The 14,561-nt window shown below is 67.5% G+C and carries 19 protein-coding genes; 16 read left to right on the top strand and 3 right to left on the bottom strand.

What is annotated here, in order from left to right; all coding sequences use genetic code 11:
- Positions 1-122 precede the first annotated feature (122 nt).
- Genes QH290_RS38035 through QH290_RS08245 form a run of 3 tightly spaced genes read left to right on the top strand, consistent with a single transcriptional unit; the run spans position 123 to position 1,117 of the window.
- The gene (locus QH290_RS38035) at positions 123-284 is read left to right on the top strand and encodes a maltose acetyltransferase domain-containing protein (RefSeq protein ID WP_425301876.1); all 162 of its coding nucleotides are present in this window, start codon (positions 123-125) and stop codon (positions 282-284) included.
- On the top strand, positions 214-543 hold the full coding sequence (locus QH290_RS08250; RefSeq protein WP_425303570.1) for a sugar O-acetyltransferase: 330 nt from the start codon (positions 214-216) through the stop codon (positions 541-543). Before QH290_RS38035 ends, QH290_RS08250 begins: the two co-directional genes overlap by 71 nt.
- Before the next feature lie 34 nt (positions 544-577).
- On the top strand, positions 578-1,117 hold the full coding sequence (locus QH290_RS08245; protein ID WP_280382451.1) for a P-loop nucleotide/nucleoside kinase family protein: 540 nt from the start codon (positions 578-580) through the stop codon (positions 1,115-1,117).
- On the opposite strand, the gene QH290_RS08240 is transcribed toward QH290_RS08245, so the two are convergent.
- Complete coding sequence (locus QH290_RS08240; protein WP_280382450.1) at positions 1,110-2,126, bottom strand: GlxA family transcriptional regulator; 1,017 nt, start codon at positions 2,124-2,126, stop codon at positions 1,110-1,112. The genes QH290_RS08245 and QH290_RS08240 overlap by 8 nt on opposite strands.
- A 138-nt stretch (positions 2,127-2,264) precedes the next feature.
- Here QH290_RS08240 and QH290_RS08235 point away from each other — a divergent pair, with 138 nt between their 5' ends.
- A complete protein-coding gene (locus QH290_RS08235; RefSeq protein ID WP_280269382.1) occupies positions 2,265-2,852 on the top strand; it encodes an isochorismatase family protein in 588 nt (195 codons plus the stop codon).
- A 10-nt stretch (positions 2,853-2,862) separates the two neighbouring features.
- Here the strand turns inward: QH290_RS08235 and QH290_RS08230 are convergent, their stop codons facing one another.
- Positions 2,863-3,282: a type II toxin-antitoxin system VapC family toxin gene (locus tag QH290_RS08230; protein WP_280269383.1), complete on the bottom strand. Its 420-nt coding sequence runs from the start codon at positions 3,280-3,282 to the stop codon at positions 2,863-2,865.
- A complete protein-coding gene (locus tag QH290_RS08225; protein ID WP_280382449.1) occupies positions 3,275-3,529 on the bottom strand; it encodes a type II toxin-antitoxin system Phd/YefM family antitoxin in 255 nt (84 codons plus the stop codon). The genes QH290_RS08230 and QH290_RS08225 overlap by 8 nt, the downstream gene beginning before the upstream one ends.
- Positions 3,530-3,805: 276 nt before the next feature.
- Here QH290_RS08225 and rpsH point away from each other — a divergent pair, with 276 nt between their 5' ends.
- From rpsH to QH290_RS08165, 12 genes are all read left to right on the top strand, one after another.
- The gene (gene rpsH, locus QH290_RS08220; RefSeq protein WP_280269385.1) at positions 3,806-4,204 is read left to right on the top strand and encodes a 30S ribosomal protein S8; all 399 of its coding nucleotides are present in this window, start codon (positions 3,806-3,808) and stop codon (positions 4,202-4,204) included.
- A 15-nt stretch (positions 4,205-4,219) separates the two neighbouring features.
- On the top strand, positions 4,220-4,759 hold the full coding sequence (gene rplF / locus QH290_RS08215) for a 50S ribosomal protein L6 (protein ID WP_280269386.1): 540 nt from the start codon (positions 4,220-4,222) through the stop codon (positions 4,757-4,759).
- A 3-nt stretch (positions 4,760-4,762) separates the two neighbouring features.
- The gene (gene rplR / locus QH290_RS08210) at positions 4,763-5,170 is read left to right on the top strand and encodes a 50S ribosomal protein L18 (RefSeq protein ID WP_280269387.1); all 408 of its coding nucleotides are present in this window, start codon (positions 4,763-4,765) and stop codon (positions 5,168-5,170) included.
- Between the two features lie 37 nt (positions 5,171-5,207).
- Entirely contained in the window at positions 5,208-5,846 is a 639-nt protein-coding gene (rpsE, locus tag QH290_RS08205; RefSeq protein ID WP_280269388.1) for a 30S ribosomal protein S5, read from the top strand.
- Between the two features lies 1 nt (position 5,847).
- On the top strand, positions 5,848-6,033 hold the full coding sequence (gene rpmD / locus QH290_RS08200) for a 50S ribosomal protein L30 (RefSeq protein WP_280269389.1): 186 nt from the start codon (positions 5,848-5,850) through the stop codon (positions 6,031-6,033).
- Entirely contained in the window at positions 6,030-6,473 is a 444-nt protein-coding gene (gene rplO, locus QH290_RS08195; protein ID WP_280269390.1) for a 50S ribosomal protein L15, read from the top strand. Before rpmD ends, rplO begins: the two co-directional genes overlap by 4 nt.
- 110 nt (positions 6,474-6,583) lie before the next feature.
- Positions 6,584-7,906: a preprotein translocase subunit SecY gene (gene secY, locus QH290_RS08190; protein ID WP_280382448.1), complete on the top strand. Its 1,323-nt coding sequence runs from the start codon at positions 6,584-6,586 to the stop codon at positions 7,904-7,906.
- Entirely contained in the window at positions 7,903-8,448 is a 546-nt protein-coding gene (locus tag QH290_RS08185; protein ID WP_280261269.1) for an adenylate kinase, read from the top strand. Before secY ends, QH290_RS08185 begins: the two co-directional genes overlap by 4 nt.
- 5 nt (positions 8,449-8,453) lie before the next feature.
- Entirely contained in the window at positions 8,454-9,254 is an 801-nt protein-coding gene (gene map / locus QH290_RS08180; RefSeq protein WP_280261270.1) for a type I methionyl aminopeptidase, read from the top strand.
- A gap of 95 nt (positions 9,255-9,349) precedes the next feature.
- A complete protein-coding gene (locus QH290_RS08175; RefSeq protein WP_342213718.1) occupies positions 9,350-10,180 on the top strand; it encodes a DUF6585 family protein in 831 nt (276 codons plus the stop codon).
- Positions 10,181-10,352: 172 nt separating this feature from the next.
- Entirely contained in the window at positions 10,353-10,649 is a 297-nt protein-coding gene (locus QH290_RS08170; protein WP_280261273.1) for a WXG100 family type VII secretion target, read from the top strand.
- 60 nt (positions 10,650-10,709) lie between these two features.
- Positions 10,710-14,480: a WXG100-like domain-containing protein gene (locus tag QH290_RS08165; protein WP_483244245.1), complete on the top strand. Its 3,771-nt coding sequence runs from the start codon at positions 10,710-10,712 to the stop codon at positions 14,478-14,480.
- Positions 14,481-14,561: the final 81 nt, after the last annotated feature.

Raw genomic sequence — 14,561 nt, 5'->3', positions numbered from 1 at the left:
CCCCCCCCCCGCGCCGCCGCGGGGGGGGGGGCTGTGTGCGTTCCCCCCCCCCCCCCCCCCCCGCGCCCCCCCCCCCCCCCCGAGGGTGCAAGATCGTTGCCGTGGTGACGCACAAGGAGCGCATGCTGCGCGGAGAGCCCTATCGGGACAACGACCCGGAACTGGTCGCGGAACGTCGCGCCTGCCAGGCACTGCTGGACCGGTTCAACGAGGTTGGGCCGCAACAGTTTCCTGAACTACGACGCGATCGCGCTGGACTGCGCCCCGGTCACGATCGGAGATGACGTATCCATCGGCCCGCGCGCCCAGCTGCTGACGGCCCTGCACCCGATGGAAGACCACGAGCTGCGCCGCCGCCGCTGGGAGATGGCCGCTCCGATCACCATCGGCGACAACGTCTGGATGGGCGGCGGTGTCATCGTCTGCCCCGGAGTCACGATCGGCACGAACACGGTCGTCGGTGCGGGCAGCGTAGTCACGAAGAACCTCCCCCCGCAGGTCTTCGCCGCCGGAAACCCCTGCCGCGTCATCCGCAACCTCTGACCGGCGCCGGGACCGAGGCGGGCATGCTGATTCGATGGATAAGCTCCTGGTGCTGGTCAACGGGCTTCCCGGCGCGGGCAAGTCGACGCTGGGCCGATCACTGGCTCGTGCGCTGGATGCCCGGTTCCTGTCCAAGGACGCCGTCAAAGAAGCCCTCGCGACCTGCCTCGACGACGCCACCGAGGTGGGCGCGCTCGGCGGGATAGCGATGGACACGGTGTGGGCGCTGGCCCGGGCGACCCCGGGTGCCGTCGTCATCGACTCGTGGTGGTTCAAACCACGCGATCTGGAATTCGCCCGCACCGGAATCCGGAACAGTGGAGCATCGCGTGCGATCGAGATCTGGTGCCACGTCCCCGCCGACCTCGCCAGGGCTCGGTATGCGAGCAGAAACCGTCCGGCCCTCTACGAGGACCAGCGACGGCTTGCCGAGGACTGGGACACGTGGGCCGCGCAGGCCACACCGCTGGAACTCACACCCACCCTGATCGTCGACACCACGGGCCCGGTCGACTGCGCCCGCCTCGCCGACCGGATCGGCCTGGAGGCCGGGTGTCTCGACGGGGTCAGGTGATGCGGAAGCGGTTTCGGTATTCGGCGGGGGTGGTGTCGAGTTGGCGGCGGAAGGCTCGGGTGAGGGTGTCGGTGGTGTTGAAGCCGCAGGTGGTGGCTATGCGGTCCAGGGTGTCGTCGGTGGTTTCGAGGCGGTTGCGGGCGGCCTCGACGCGGGCCGATTCGAGGTAGGCGGCGGGGGTGGTGCCGAGGTCGGTTTTGAAGATGCGGGTCAGCTGGCGTTCGCTGACGTGGGCGTGATCGGCGAGATCGGCGACGGTGAGCGGGTCGGCGATGTGCTGGGTGATGTACACGCGCAGGTCATCGATGCGGCGCGTGGTCGACACCGGGTCGAGGGAGACGCTGAACTGGTTCTGCCCGCTCGGCCGCTTCAGATACATCACGAGCTGGCGGGCGACCCGCAGCGCCATCGCCTCGCCGAAATCGTCGGCGACCAGGGCGAGGGCGAGGTCGAGGCAGGCGCTGAGTCCCGCTCCGGTCCAGACGTTTTCGTCGCGGATGAAGATCGGGTCCGCGTCCACCTCGATCGCCGGATGATCGGCCGCCAGTTGCTGCGCGGTCGACCAGTGCGTGGTGGCGCGCTTGCCGTCCAGCAGTCCCGCCGCGGCGAGGATGTGCGCCCCCACGCACACCGATGCGATGCGCCGGGTATTGCCCGCCAGCCGCCGCACCCGGTCGACCACCACCGGATCGGCGACCGCGCGCACGCGCAGACGAGGCCCGTCGGGGGTCGGGTCGTCGGCGGTGGGAACCGTCTCGACTGCCCCCGGCACCACGAGGGTGTCGATGCTTCTGCCGGACACGTCCTCGAAGGTCAGATCCGGCAGCACCCGCACCCCCGCGGACGTGGTCACCGGGTCCATGGTTTCGGCGGCGAGCACCACCCGGTACCCGGTCGGCGCGTCCATCTCGCGTTGGAGCAGCGAGAACACCTCCGGCGGTCCCGTGACATCGAGGAGATCGACGCGATCGAACAGGACGATGACGATGAATCGTTCGAGGGTGCCCAAGGGATCTCCGTTCGGCGAGCAGGATGTCCGAATCTGCATGTTAGATGACATTGCCGACATCGCGCAGGCGCCATAACGTCGATACCGGGCCGCCGATAGCGTGGTCGAGAAATCGAAACCTCAACGGAGACAACGACAATGGCAACAACCCTGCGCGAGCTCAACGCCTTCGACCAGACCCCCGCCGCCCTGGCCGACGCCACCCTGATCCTGGTCGACTACCAGAACACCTACACCCGGGGCGTGATGGAGCTGACCGGCTGGGAGCCCGCCCTCGAGGCCGCCGCCGCCCTGCTCGCCAAGGCCCGGGCGGCCGGGTCGACGATCATCCACGTCGTCAACGACGGCGGCGAGGGCACTCCCTACGACATCCGCGCGGAGATCGGGCAGATCCACCCGAAGGTGGCCCCGATCGCCGGAGAGGCCGTCGTCGTCAAGACGGTCCCCAACGGCTTCGTCGACACCGACCTGGGCAAACATGTCGACGCCGCGGGCAACGACAACGTCGTCATCGCGGGTTTCATGACTCACATGTGCGTCACCTTCACCGCCGAGGGCGCCTTCCTGCGCGGCAACCGCCCGACCGTCGTCGCGGACGCCTGCGCCACCCGCCCCCTGCCGACCGTCGCGGGCGACATCTCCGCCGAACACCTCCACCGCGCCGCCCTCGCCACCATCGGCGATCTCTACGGCGTGGTCGTCCCCTCCGCCTCCGCGCTGAAGTAGGCGCCCGAGCTCAGACCGGAACCACCGTCAGCAGCGGGTCCAGGCCCTTGAAGTCGTCCGCGTTGCGGGTGAACAACGGCAGATCGTTCACCGAGGCTATGGCGGCGATCATCAGATCCATCTTGCGCGGCTTCGGATTTCTCCCCGACGCGACCACCAGTTTCGCCATGGAGGTGAATCGCCGTGCCGCTGTGGAGGAGAACGGCAGGGCGTCGAAGCCGTGCTCGATCTCGAGCAGTCGCTCGGTGCGTAGCGCCAGGGCTTCCGGCGTCGCGGCGAGGGCGATCCCCAGTCCCAGCTCGGCGAGGGTGACCGTGCTTATCCTGGTCCGAACGGGCAGGTCGGAGTCGTCGATAGTGCCGATATCGATGAGGACGCAGGTATCGAGCAACCCCACCGGGAACCGTTCTTGCTGAGCCGACTCAGTCATCGAGGCGGTCCTCGCCGAATGCTGCGTCGATCTCGGCGCGCTCGGCGGCGCCACTGGCGGCTCCGGTGAAGCGGGCAAGTCGCGCCTTCAGCTCCGTGGCGGTCATGTCCTGCCGCGGAGCGAGGGGGCGCAACTCGCCGACGGGCCTGCCATTTCGAGTGATGACGAAGTCTTCGCCGGCCTCCAGCGCGTCCATCACACCGGCGCTGCCGTTGCGCAGTTCTGCCTGGGTGATCGTTTTGGTCATTGCTTCATGATAGCAATGGCTGCTATATGTTGCTATGTCACATATGTGGTCCACGCCCCCTGATTTGGCCCAGGTGGGGGGCTTGCTTACACTGGACAAGTTGCCTGGGCACCTCTGTGCCCATCTTCGTGTGTGTACGGGCCCGGGTGATGTGAACTCAACCGGTCGGTGATTTGCCGGCCGGACCAGCCGAATTGCTGTAGGCCCACGATCGGCGTGCCGAAAGGGACGCGGGTGCTGTATGGGAACCGCGGCGAGAAAGGTGAGCGGTCAAGCATGACCATGACTGATCCGATCGCAGACTTCCTGACCCGTCTGCGCAACGCCAACTCGGCGTACCACGATCAGGTGAAGGCTCCGCATTCGAAGCTCAAGGCGAATATCGCCGAGATCCTCAAGCGCGAGGGCTACATCGCCGACTTCCGCACCGAAGATGCGCCCGTCGGCAAGACCCTGGTCGTCGACCTGAAGTACGGCCAGAGCCGGGAGCGCAGCCTGCAGGGCGTGCGCCGCGTCTCGAAGCCGGGTCTGCGGGTGTACGCGAAATCCACCAACCTGCCCAAGGTGCTGGGCGGCCTGGGCGTGGCGATCATCTCCACGTCGCAGGGCCTGCTCACGGACCGTCAGGCCAAGCAGCACGGCGTGGGCGGCGAAGTCCTCGCCTACGTCTGGTAAGGGAGGTTAGGAACAATGTCGCGTATCGGTAAGAGGCCGATTGCCGTTCCCTCCGGCGTCGAGGTGACCATCGACGGCCAGAACGTGTCGGTCAAGGGCCCCAAGGGCACCCTGTCGCACGTGATCGCCGAGCCGATCACCATCACGAAGGCCGAGAACGGTGAACTCGAGGTGGTTCGTCCCGACGACGAGCGCCGCAACCGTTCCCTGCACGGTCTGACCCGCACCCTGATCAACAACATGATCATCGGTGTCTCGCAGGGCTACGAGAAGAAGATGGAAATCTTCGGCGTCGGTTACCGCGTGCAGCAGAAGGGCAGCGACCTCGAATTCGCGCTCGGCTACAGCCACCCGGTTCCGGTGAAGGCGCCCGAGGGCATCACCCTCAAGGTGGAGGCCCCGACCAAGTTCTCGGTGTCCGGCATCGATAAGCAGCGGGTCGGCCAGGTCGCCGCGGTGATCCACCGCCTGCGCAAGCCCGACCCGTACAAGGGCAAGGGCATTCGCTACGAGGGCGAGGTCGTGCGGCGCAAGGAAGGGAAGACGGGTAAGTAAGCCATGGCACAAACTGATACTCAGAAGGCCGCGCGCAAGCCGCTCGGCAAGGACGTGTCGACCCGTCGCCGAGTCGCGAAGACGCGTCGGCACTTCCGTCTGCGCAAGAAGGTCGCCGGCACCGCCGCGACCCCGCGCCTGGTCGTGTTCCGCTCCGCGCGGCACCTGCACGCCCAGCTGGTCGACGATTCGATCGGCAAGACCGTCGCCGCCGCCTCCTCGATCGAGGCCGACGTGCGGGCCGTCGATGGCGACAAGACCGCCAAGGGCCGCAAGGTCGGCGAACTGCTCGCCGCCCGCGCCAAGGCCGCCGGTGTGGAGGTCGTGGTCTTCGACCGCGGCGGGCACGACTACCACGGCCGCATCGCCGCCCTGGCGGATGCCGCACGGGAAGGCGGGTTGAAGTTCTAATGACCAGCACCAAGCGCATGAACGGAAGGAACGTCTGATGCCGGGACGTCAGCGGCGTGACGGCGGAAACGGACCCGCCGGACAGAACTCGAACGAAGGTGGCCGCCAGGAGCGTGGCGGCGGGCGTAACCGCCGCGACGACCGTCGCGACAATGCCGCCGAGAAGAACCAGCTCGAGCGCGTTGTCGCGATCAACCGCGTGTCGAAGGTGGTCAAGGGTGGTCGGCGCTTCAGCTTCACCGCCCTGGTGATCGTGGGCGACGGCAACGGCCTGGTCGGCGTCGGTTACGGCAAGGCCAAGGAAGTGCCTGCGGCCATCCAGAAGGGTGTCGAGGAGGCGCGCAAGAACTTCTTCCGCGTCCCGATGATCGGCTCCACCATCACCCACCCGGTCCAGGGTGAGGCGGCGGCCGGTGTGGTCATGCTGCGCCCGGCCTCGCCGGGTACCGGTGTGATCGCCGGTGGTGCCGCGCGTGCCGTGCTGGAGTGCGCGGGCATCCACGACATCCTGGCCAAGTCGCTCGGCAGCGACAACGCCATCAACGTCGTGCACGCGACCGTGGCCGCCCTCAAGCAGCTGCAGCGTCCCGAAGAGGTGGCGGCCCGCCGTGGCCTGCCGCTCGAGGATGTTGCGCCTGCGGGCATGCTGCGTGCGCGCGCGGGAGTGGGAGCCTGATATGACACAGCTGAAGGTGACCCAGATCAAGTCCACGATCGGCGCCAAGAAGAATCAGCGCGAGTCGCTTCGCACCCTCGGACTGAAGGGCATCCGCAAGTCCGTGATCCGCGAGGACACCGCCCAGAACCGCGGGCTGATCAACGTTGTGCGCCACCTCGTCACAGTTGAGGAGGTCAGCGCATGACCATCAAGCTCCACCACCTGCGTCCGGCTCCGGGCGCCAAGACCGAGAAGATCCGTGTGGGTCGCGGTGAGGCGTCCAAGGGCAAGACTGCGGGCCGCGGTACCAAGGGCACGAAGGCTCGCAAGAATGTGCCCGCCCGCTTCGAGGGTGGCCAGATGCCGCTGCACATGCGGCTGCCGAAGCTGAAGGGCTTCACCAACCCGTTCCGTACCGAGTATCAGGTCGTGAACATCGGTGACATCGCCCGGAAGTTCCCCGAGGGCGGTGCGATCGACAAGGACCAGTTGGTCGCCGCCGGTCTGGTGCGCAAGAACGAACTGGTGAAGGTGCTCGGCGAGGGCGAAATCGGTGTGGCCGTTCAGGTTTCCGCCGACAAGTTCTCGGGCTCCGCCAAGGAGAAGATCACCGCCGCCGGCGGAACCGCCACCGAGCTGGGCTGACAGTTACCTTATGTAGTAGGGGGCGCCGGACGGGTGAGAGCCCGTCCGGCGTCGCTGTTAAAGTCAAGTTGTTGTCTGCCCTGCCCCCATGTCGTTAGCCAGGAGGATCTGTGCTTTCCGCCTTCGTATCGGCTTTCCGGACCCCGGACTTACGGCGGAAGATTCTCTTCACGCTGGGCCTGGTCGCGCTGTACCGCGTCGGTGCCTCGCTGCCGTCCCCGGGCGTCGACTACAAGGCGATCCGGACGTGTATCGAGCAGGTGTCCGGCGGCGAGAATGCCGGGATCTACCAGCTGATCAACCTGTTCTCCGGCGGTGCGCTGCTGCAGCTGTCGGTGTTCGCGATCGGCATCATGCCCTACATCACCGCGAGCATCATCATCCAGCTGCTGACGGTGGTCATCCCGCGCTTCGAGGAGCTGCGCAAGGAGGGCCAGGCCGGTCAGACCAAGATGACGCAGTACACCCGGTACCTGTCGATCGCGCTGGCGATCCTGCAGGCGACCGGTCTGGTCGCGCTGGCCGCCCGCGGTCAGCTGCTGCGCGGCTGCCAGGAGGACATCCTGGCCGATACCAGTATCTTCGGCATGATCATCATCGTGCTGGTGATGACCGCCGGTGCGGCGCTGGTGATGTGGTTCGGCGAGCAGATCACCGAGCGCGGCATCGGCAACGGCATGTCGCTGCTGATCTTCGCCGGTATCGCGGCGCGGATCCCCGGTGAGGGCAAGGCGATCCTGGACAGCAAGGGCCCGCTGGTCTTCTCGCTGGTGTGTGTCGGGGCCTTCTTGGTCATCGTCGCGGTGATCTTCGTCGAGCAGGGGCAGCGCCGGATTCCGGTGCAATACGCGAAACGCGTGGTGGGCCGCAAGTTGTACGGCGGCTCCTCGACGTATCTGCCGCTGAAGGTCAATCAGGCGGGTGTGATCCCGGTGATCTTCGCGTCCTCGCTGCTGTACCTGCCGAACCTGGTCGCCCAGCTGACCCAGTCGACGAATTCGACAGACCCCAGCTGGTGGCAGGAGATCATCCAGAAGTATCTGGTGAATCCGACGAACCCGGCCTACATCACCATCTACTTCGCGTTGATCGTGTTCTTCACCTACTTCTACGTGGCGATCACGTTCAACCCGGAGGAGCGCGCGGACGAGATGAAGAAGTTCGGCGGCTTCATTCCCGGGTATCGTCCGGGTAAGCCGACCGCCGACTATCTGAACTTCGTACTGAGCCGCATCACCCTGCCCGGTTCGATCTACCTCGGTGCGGTGGCCGTCTTGCCGAACCTGTTCCTGAATATGGGCGATTCGACCGGGTTGCAGAACCTGCCGTTCGGCGGCACGGCTGTGCTGATCGTCGTGAGCGTCGGCCTCGATACGGTCAAACAGATCGAGAGCCAACTGATGAACAGAAATTACGAAGGGTTCCTCAAGTGAGACTCGTACTGCTCGGACCGCCGGGTGCCGGCAAGGGCACGCAAGCCGAACTGCTGTCGGACAAGCTGGGTGTCCCGCACATCTCCACGGGGAATCTGTTCCGTGCGAACATCTCCCAGCAGACGCCGCTGGGCCGGGAGGCACAGAAGTACCTGGACGCGGGCAACCTGGTGCCCAGCGATGTGACCAACCGCATGGTGGAGTCGCGCATTGCCGAGCCGGACGCCGCGAAGGGCTTCGTGCTCGACGGCTATCCGCGCACGGTCGATCAGGCCGAGGCGCTGGAGAAGATGCTCAAGGAGGCCGGTTTCGAGCTGGACGCCGTGCTCAGCTTCGAGGTGTCCGAGGACGTCGTGGTGGAGCGCATGCTGGGCCGCGGCCGCGCCGACGACACCGAAGAGGTGATCCGCAACCGCATGCGCGTGTATCGCGAGGAGACCGAGCCGCTGCTCGAGCACTACGACGGGCTGGTCGTCTCGGTGGACGGCGTGGGCGAGGTCGAAGAGGTCAACAATCGACTGCTCCGGGCCCTGGGCCGCTGACGCGAATGGTCTTCGGCCGCAAGCACAAGAAGGTGGTGCCGTTCCGCACCGCCGGGGAGCTGGATGCGATGGCGGCCGCCGGGGCCGTCGTCGGCAAGGCGCTGGTCGCCGTGCGCTCGGCGGCCAAGCCGGGTGTGTCGACGCTGGAGCTGGACGAGGTCGCCGAGCAGGTCATCCGCGACGCGGGTGCCGTGCCCTCGTTCAAGGGCTATCACGGTTTCCCGGGATCGATCTGTTCCTCGGTGAACGACCGTGTGGTGCACGGGATTCCGACCAAGGACGAGATTCTCGCCGCGGGCGATCTGGTGTCGATCGACTGCGGTGCAATCCTCGACGGCTGGCACGGTGATTCGGCGTGGACGTTCGGCGTCGGCGAACTCATCGAGGCCGATCGGCTGCTGAGCGAGGCCACCAAGCTGTCGATGGAGGCCGGTATCGCGGCCATGCTGCCCGACAACCGGCTCACCGACGTCTCCCACGCCATCGAGCTGGGTACCCGGGCCGCCGAGCGGGAACACGGCCGCGCCTACGGCATCGTCGACGGCTACGGCGGGCACGGCATCGGACGGCAGATGCACATGGACCCGTTCCTGGCCAACGAGGGCGAGCCGGGGCAGGGGCCGAGACTCGTTGTGGGATCGGTACTCGCGATCGAGCCGATGCTCACCTTGGGCACCACGCAGACCCGCGTGCTCGATGACGATTGGACCGTTGTCACCGAGGACGGGAGCCGGGCGGCGCACTGGGAGCACACCGTGGCGGTGACCGAGGACGGGCCGCGGATCTTGACGTTGCGTCCGGAGTAGAGCCGGGAGGCTGTGCGCAGGAACGGTTCCGTTCATCCGCATCGTTTCCGTCAAGACCGTGGTCCGGCCGTGCGCGGCGCGGGGATGATTCGACCATGACTGCGGCGTACGAGGATTCGAGGATAGCGGCAGCGATCGGTGCGGCCGCCGGGAGGGAGCGGCTCGGACGGCATCGAGCTACTTACCGAGCGGCGACTCGTGGGTCGCGTCGATTCGTCGTGGAAGCCGTGGTCGGCACCGTCGGGTTCGGGGCCGCGGTCGTCGGGTTCGCGGCCGGGTGGGCGGCGCTGGGGATTCTCGGGGTCACGGTCACGCTGGTATTCGGTGCGCGACTGCTGCTGTCGCTGAGTCGGCTGGGGTGGGTGACCGCCCGGGACCGGGGCACCCGGCTGGACCTGTTCGACCACGGATTCGTGATGTCGTTCCGGGGCAAGGTCCGTGTGGCTCACTACGACACGACGACGCTGCGCCGCCGGGTCGTGCGCCTGGTGGACGATCCCGCGCCGGATCAGGTGTGCTACAGCTACACCGTCACCGACGTCGCCGGGCTGCCGGTCACCCTCACGCACGGGCTTGAACGTCCGCGGGAGTGGGGGACGCGGATCGAGCGGGGTATTACCGAGTCTCAGCTTCCCCGCGCCCGGGCCGCGTTGCTGGCGGGCGAGCGGCTCGACTTTCAGTACTTCACGTTGTCCGGCAGCGAGATCCGTGCGCGGGAACGATCGGTTCCATGGGCTCGGGTGAGCGAGATCGCCGTCGTCGGTGGCTGGTTGAGCGTGTGTGTCGAGGGGCGGGCGCAGCCGCTGGATTCCGTGCCGGTCAGCGAGGTTCCGAACTATGCGGTGTTCCGGGCACTGGCGGACGAGCTGTGGTCGGCGGCGGATGCGGGCCGGGCGCGCGGTGACGTGTCAGGAATTCGTCAATGACCTCAGACCCAGGGGCCGGTCCCGACACGAGCCGGACCGGCCTCGATGCCCGTCTGCCGTGGCTCGTGAGACCGGTTGTGCCGCACCGGATATCAGGGTCTCGTTAATGCCTCTTCTGCCCGGCGGTGCGGCCGTGTGATCGTGGAATCCGTTCGGGTGGAAGGGGTTTGTGATGGCTACGAAGCTCGGAGTCACGCCGCATCAGCTGCGGAAGGCCGCCGGGGACATGGGCGACCTGCGCGACCGCGTCCAGGGCATTCTCGACAAGCTCGAGCGGTCGGTGGGTACCAAGGAGAACGCCTGGGGTAAGGACAGCTACGGCGCCACCTTCGCCGAAGGGCCCCAGGGCTACATCGCGTCGCACGAGAACCTGCGGGTGCAGACCGGCAATGTGGCCGAGACGCTCGGCTCCTACTCGACCGGGCAGTACCGGGCCGCCGATCTGCTGGAGAAGCAGGATCATTTCTGATATCCGGCCGCATTCGACGTAGCGCGAACAACGGTGTCCGATTTTCTGGGCGACAGCCTGATGCAGAAGCTGGGCTGGGTCGCCGGTTCGGCGTGGCCGGAGGGCGACGAGGACAAGATGCGCGCCCTCGCCGACGACTGGCGAACCGCGGCCGCGGAGCTGCGCGACCTGCTTCCGGACCTCGCCGCGACCAGGAATGCCACCATCAACGCGTATCCGTGGGGCAGGGGCGTCGAGGAGATGTCCAAGTCCCTCGACAAGCTGGACCACGGGCCCCAGTCGATCGAGAAGCTGGCCGAGATCTTCGACAAGATCGCCGAATCCGCCGACGCGATGGGGTCGGAGATCGAATACACCAAGTGGATGATCTACAGCTCCCTCGGGTTGCTGGCGATCGAATTGGCGCTCGCCCTGTGGAATCCGTTCACCGCGCCGCTGCAGCAGGCCATGTCGATCGCGGCGACGCGCCTGGGGATCCGGATGCTCGCGCAGCGGGTGCTGCACAAGATCGAGTCGGAGATCGTGCGGCGGCTGCTCGTCGGGCTGTTGAAGTTCACCGCCCAGCACGTCGCCATCTCGACGGTGATCGGGGCCGGGCAGGATCTGGCGATTCAGTTGCTGCAGATGGCGCAGGGCAATCGCAAGGACTTCGACTGGAAGCGGTTCGGCGTGACGGCGGGGTCCGCTGCCGCCGGGGGAGCGCTGGGCGGTGGCGCCGGGACGCTGCTCGGTAAGGGCGCGAGCCATATCCGGCTGCCGGGCGGGCGGGTGGGTGAGGGGTTCAAGGGTGCGGTCGTCGGCATCACCGCCGGGAACATCGGGGGCGTCGGCTCCTTCTACGCCGGGAACTTCCTGAACTACGGCACCGATACCGACAAGTGGTCGGCATTCGATCCGCGGGTGCTGTCCAGCAGTACCGCGTTCGGCGGGGTGGCCGGTGGGATCAAGGGCTTCAGGGGCGCGAGTGCGGTCCGGCCGGGCGGCACCGATTTCCGCGCACCCGATCCCGGAGGCATGGGTGGCCCCGATGGCTCTGCGCCTGTGCGGCCGGAAAACGGTGGGGGACAACCATCTTCGGGTGGAAGCCCGACGCCTGGCGAGCCCGCGGCGGCCCGACAGGCAGGGACGCGTCCTGCCGCCGCGGCGCCGTCGGATGGTGCTCCGCCGGAGGGCCAGGTGGCAGCCGGGCCGAACCAGCACATGGCGCCTCCCGAGGGCAGCGGTCACGCCCAGCTGGAACATTCAGGGGTGTCCGAGCACCCCGGTGATGCCGGATCGAGGCCGAGTGAGGAAGGCCAGGTCGCACCGGAGAACAAGTCGAATCCCGACGCGGGTGATTCGGAGGTTCTGCGGAGTGGTTCGGGTGTTCCGGGGAGTGGTTCCCGGCCCGCTGAGGGTGCTGACGGGGGCGGTTCGAACTCGGGAGGGGACGAGTCGGCTGGTCCCGATGCGGCGCCGAAAGCTGATGACGAAGGCCCGAGCGGTCGGGAAAGCGCCGGTAAGCCCGAGAATGGCGGCACCGAGGGTCCGAGCCGAACCGAAGCTCCGGCACAGAACGATGCGCAGCGTACCAACGCACCGGATGGGCCGGGACGGACCGAGGGCCCGGCGGCGAGTGCCGCGGCCCGGGGTGACGGACCGGATGGTTCGGGGCGGACCGATGGCCCCGCGGAGGGGGCGCGCTCTTCCGGTGGGCGTCCGGAGAACCCGCCGATCCCACATGAACCCGGCGACGGGGCGACCGGGCACGAAGCAGCTTCTCCCCGGCCGAGTGGTGACGGATCACGCGGCGACGTGAAAGTGTGGCCGCTGGAACAGGACCCGGCCGAGCCCAGGCCTCCCGCGACACCGATCCCGCAGCCCGGGGCGAATCCGCCCCCAACGCCCGGCACCTCCGGGGAGCCTGGCGCCCGGCCTGCGGGCTCGGACAACCGTCCCCCCACCGGTTCGAGTGAACTTCCTCCAGATCAAGGACGCCCGCAACCCGGCTCACCACCGAGGTCCATACGATCCGATCACGACGCCGACGGGGCGCGCCCGGACGTATCCGCGACTCGAGGCGATGGTTCGCGCTCCGGCGTGGCGACACCGGAGCGCCCTGCGGCCCCGACCGGTGAAACACCGTTGCAGGCAGGGCAATCCGATGCCGCACATAGGTCCGCGAAGTCGTTCGACCGCCCGCAGGATGAGGGGCGGCAAGATGCCGACCAGCCCGCACCGGGCCATGAGCCTGCCGTTCCGCGACGGCCCGATGGCAGCCTCCGTTCCGAAAGCGAGCTGCCACAACGGGGTTCAGGTGACGAACCATCGACGGAGAATGAGCGGCTGCCGGGCGATGGGCGGGCCGAGGAGCAGGGAGAATCGAAGGGCGCGCGGGAATCTGGCGGTGAGCCGTCCGGAGGCCGAGTGCGCCCGGAGGGTGAGTCGGGATCGGGCGGCGAGCCATCCGAGAGGCAGGCGCACCCGGAGGAGCAGCGGGTGCCGGGCAATGAGCGGTCAGGGAGCGGGGCGCCGCCGTGGGGTGAGGCCGCGCCGGACAACGGCTCGCGTCGCAACGACGGGGGAACGTCGCAGGCGGGCCGCAGCGGTCGGGCCGAAGGCGAGTCGGAAGACACCGGACCACAACCGGATGAGGATGGTTCCGGCACGGGCACCAGGCCAGAGGAGGAAGAGAAGGCCGAGCGTCCGGATACGACCTCCAACGTCCCCTACACCCCAAGGTTTTTCGCCCTCGACGAGATTCCCGACTACAACGCGCCGGAGCCACCCGACGACGCCGTATGGGAAAACCCCAACCCCACACCCCCGCCCCCACAGCCACCAAAACCACCTACACCTCCCACACCTCCGCTGCCGCCGACCCCGCCCATACCGCCACCACCTGCGCCGGTGCTTCCTGTGCCACCGGAGTTTCCGGTTCCTCCGGAATCGGTGCCGAATGCGCCGCCGCAATCGTCGGTTACGCCGACGTCGTCTGTATCGCCGGAATTGCCTGTATCGCCGGTGCCTGCGACACCGCCTGTGCTGAATCAGCCTGCGGGGTCTTTTGAATCGTCTGTGCCTCCGCGGTTGCCGGAGCCGTCGTCGGTTCCGGGATCGGAGTTGCCGCGGCCGTCCGGGTTTACGCAATTTCCGGGCCTGCCGCAGGTTCCGGCACCGGATCTGCCTCCGGGGTCAGCGGTACCACCTGTGTCGTCGGTACTTCCGCCGCTTACGGAGGCGCCGATCACGTCGGCGCCAGAGCTGCATACGTTGGGGCAACCTGTGCCGCATATCTCGGAGCAGCCGAAGCTGCCCGCGTCGGGGCAGCCGGTGCCGCCTACGTCGGAGCAGTCAGAGTCACATATGCCGGAGCAGCCAGCGTCGTGTATGCCGGAGCGGCAAGGGCCGTCTGTGTCGGAGCAGTCTGTGGCTCGGCAACTTTCGGGGGCGTTGCAGGCGTCGGCACAGGAGCTGCAGGATCGCTCCGGATCTTCGAGTGGGGCCGGGGGATCGCAGGCGCCTTCGGAAATCTCGCCGTCGTATTCCGTGTCGTATGAGTCGCCGGAAAATGTTGCTTCACAACCTATTTCGGACGGGACGTCGGATGGAATCCCGGGCGACGGCGCGGGGGACGCGTATGGCCGACGACGGGGCGGAGCGTGGTTCCCATCCGGCGGGCCAGTGGAGGGCCCCGGTGTCCTGGTGCGTTCGCTGGCGGGGTTCGGTGACTTTGCCGAACTGGACACGGAGACCGGTGCGTTGCGGGCGGCCGGGTCGGTGTCGCCCGAGGCTGCCGCGGGAATGCGTGGTGTCGTCGGCAGTTTCGACGACACCACGGCGGTGTTGTAAAGCGATAGGCAGGGACAGAATGTGCGCATCGGTAAAAGGGCGGTGCATAAGGACGAGCCATGAGTAACAGTAGACAGGGCC

Origin of the sequence: Nocardia wallacei, from assembly GCF_029869545.1 — a bacterium.
In the GTDB taxonomy this organism is placed as follows: domain Bacteria; phylum Actinomycetota; class Actinomycetes; order Mycobacteriales; family Mycobacteriaceae; genus Nocardia; species Nocardia wallacei_A.
This window is presented reverse-complemented; position numbering and strand designations above follow the sequence as displayed.

Bases quoted from the DNA above. Each gene is read 5' to 3' on its own strand.
- QH290_RS08225 (WP_280382449.1), bottom strand. From the start codon at position 3,529: ATGACCAAAACGATCACCCAGGCAGAACTGCGCAACGGCAGCGCCGGT.
- map (WP_280261270.1), top strand. From the start codon at position 8,454: ATGGTCTTCGGCCGCAAGCACAAGAAGGTGGTGCCGTTCCGCACCGCC.
- QH290_RS08235 (WP_280269382.1), top strand. From the start codon at position 2,265: ATGGCAACAACCCTGCGCGAGCTCAACGCCTTCGACCAGACCCCCGCC.
- rpsH (WP_280269385.1), top strand. From the start codon at position 3,806: ATGACCATGACTGATCCGATCGCAGACTTCCTGACCCGTCTGCGCAAC.
- QH290_RS08170 (WP_280261273.1), top strand. From the start codon at position 10,353: ATGGCTACGAAGCTCGGAGTCACGCCGCATCAGCTGCGGAAGGCCGCC.
- QH290_RS08245 (WP_280382451.1), top strand. From the start codon at position 578: ATGGATAAGCTCCTGGTGCTGGTCAACGGGCTTCCCGGCGCGGGCAAG.
- rplO (WP_280269390.1), top strand. From the start codon at position 6,030: ATGACCATCAAGCTCCACCACCTGCGTCCGGCTCCGGGCGCCAAGACC.
- rplF (WP_280269386.1), top strand. From the start codon at position 4,220: ATGTCGCGTATCGGTAAGAGGCCGATTGCCGTTCCCTCCGGCGTCGAG.
- QH290_RS08175 (WP_342213718.1), top strand. From the start codon at position 9,350: ATGACTGCGGCGTACGAGGATTCGAGGATAGCGGCAGCGATCGGTGCG.
- QH290_RS38035 (WP_425301876.1), top strand. From the start codon at position 123: ATGCTGCGCGGAGAGCCCTATCGGGACAACGACCCGGAACTGGTCGCG.
- rplR (WP_280269387.1), top strand. From the start codon at position 4,763: ATGGCACAAACTGATACTCAGAAGGCCGCGCGCAAGCCGCTCGGCAAG.
- rpmD (WP_280269389.1), top strand. From the start codon at position 5,848: ATGACACAGCTGAAGGTGACCCAGATCAAGTCCACGATCGGCGCCAAG.
- QH290_RS08230 (WP_280269383.1), bottom strand. From the start codon at position 3,282: ATGACTGAGTCGGCTCAGCAAGAACGGTTCCCGGTGGGGTTGCTCGAT.
- rpsE (WP_280269388.1), top strand. From the start codon at position 5,208: ATGCCGGGACGTCAGCGGCGTGACGGCGGAAACGGACCCGCCGGACAG.
- QH290_RS08165 (WP_483244245.1), top strand. From the start codon at position 10,710: ATGCAGAAGCTGGGCTGGGTCGCCGGTTCGGCGTGGCCGGAGGGCGAC.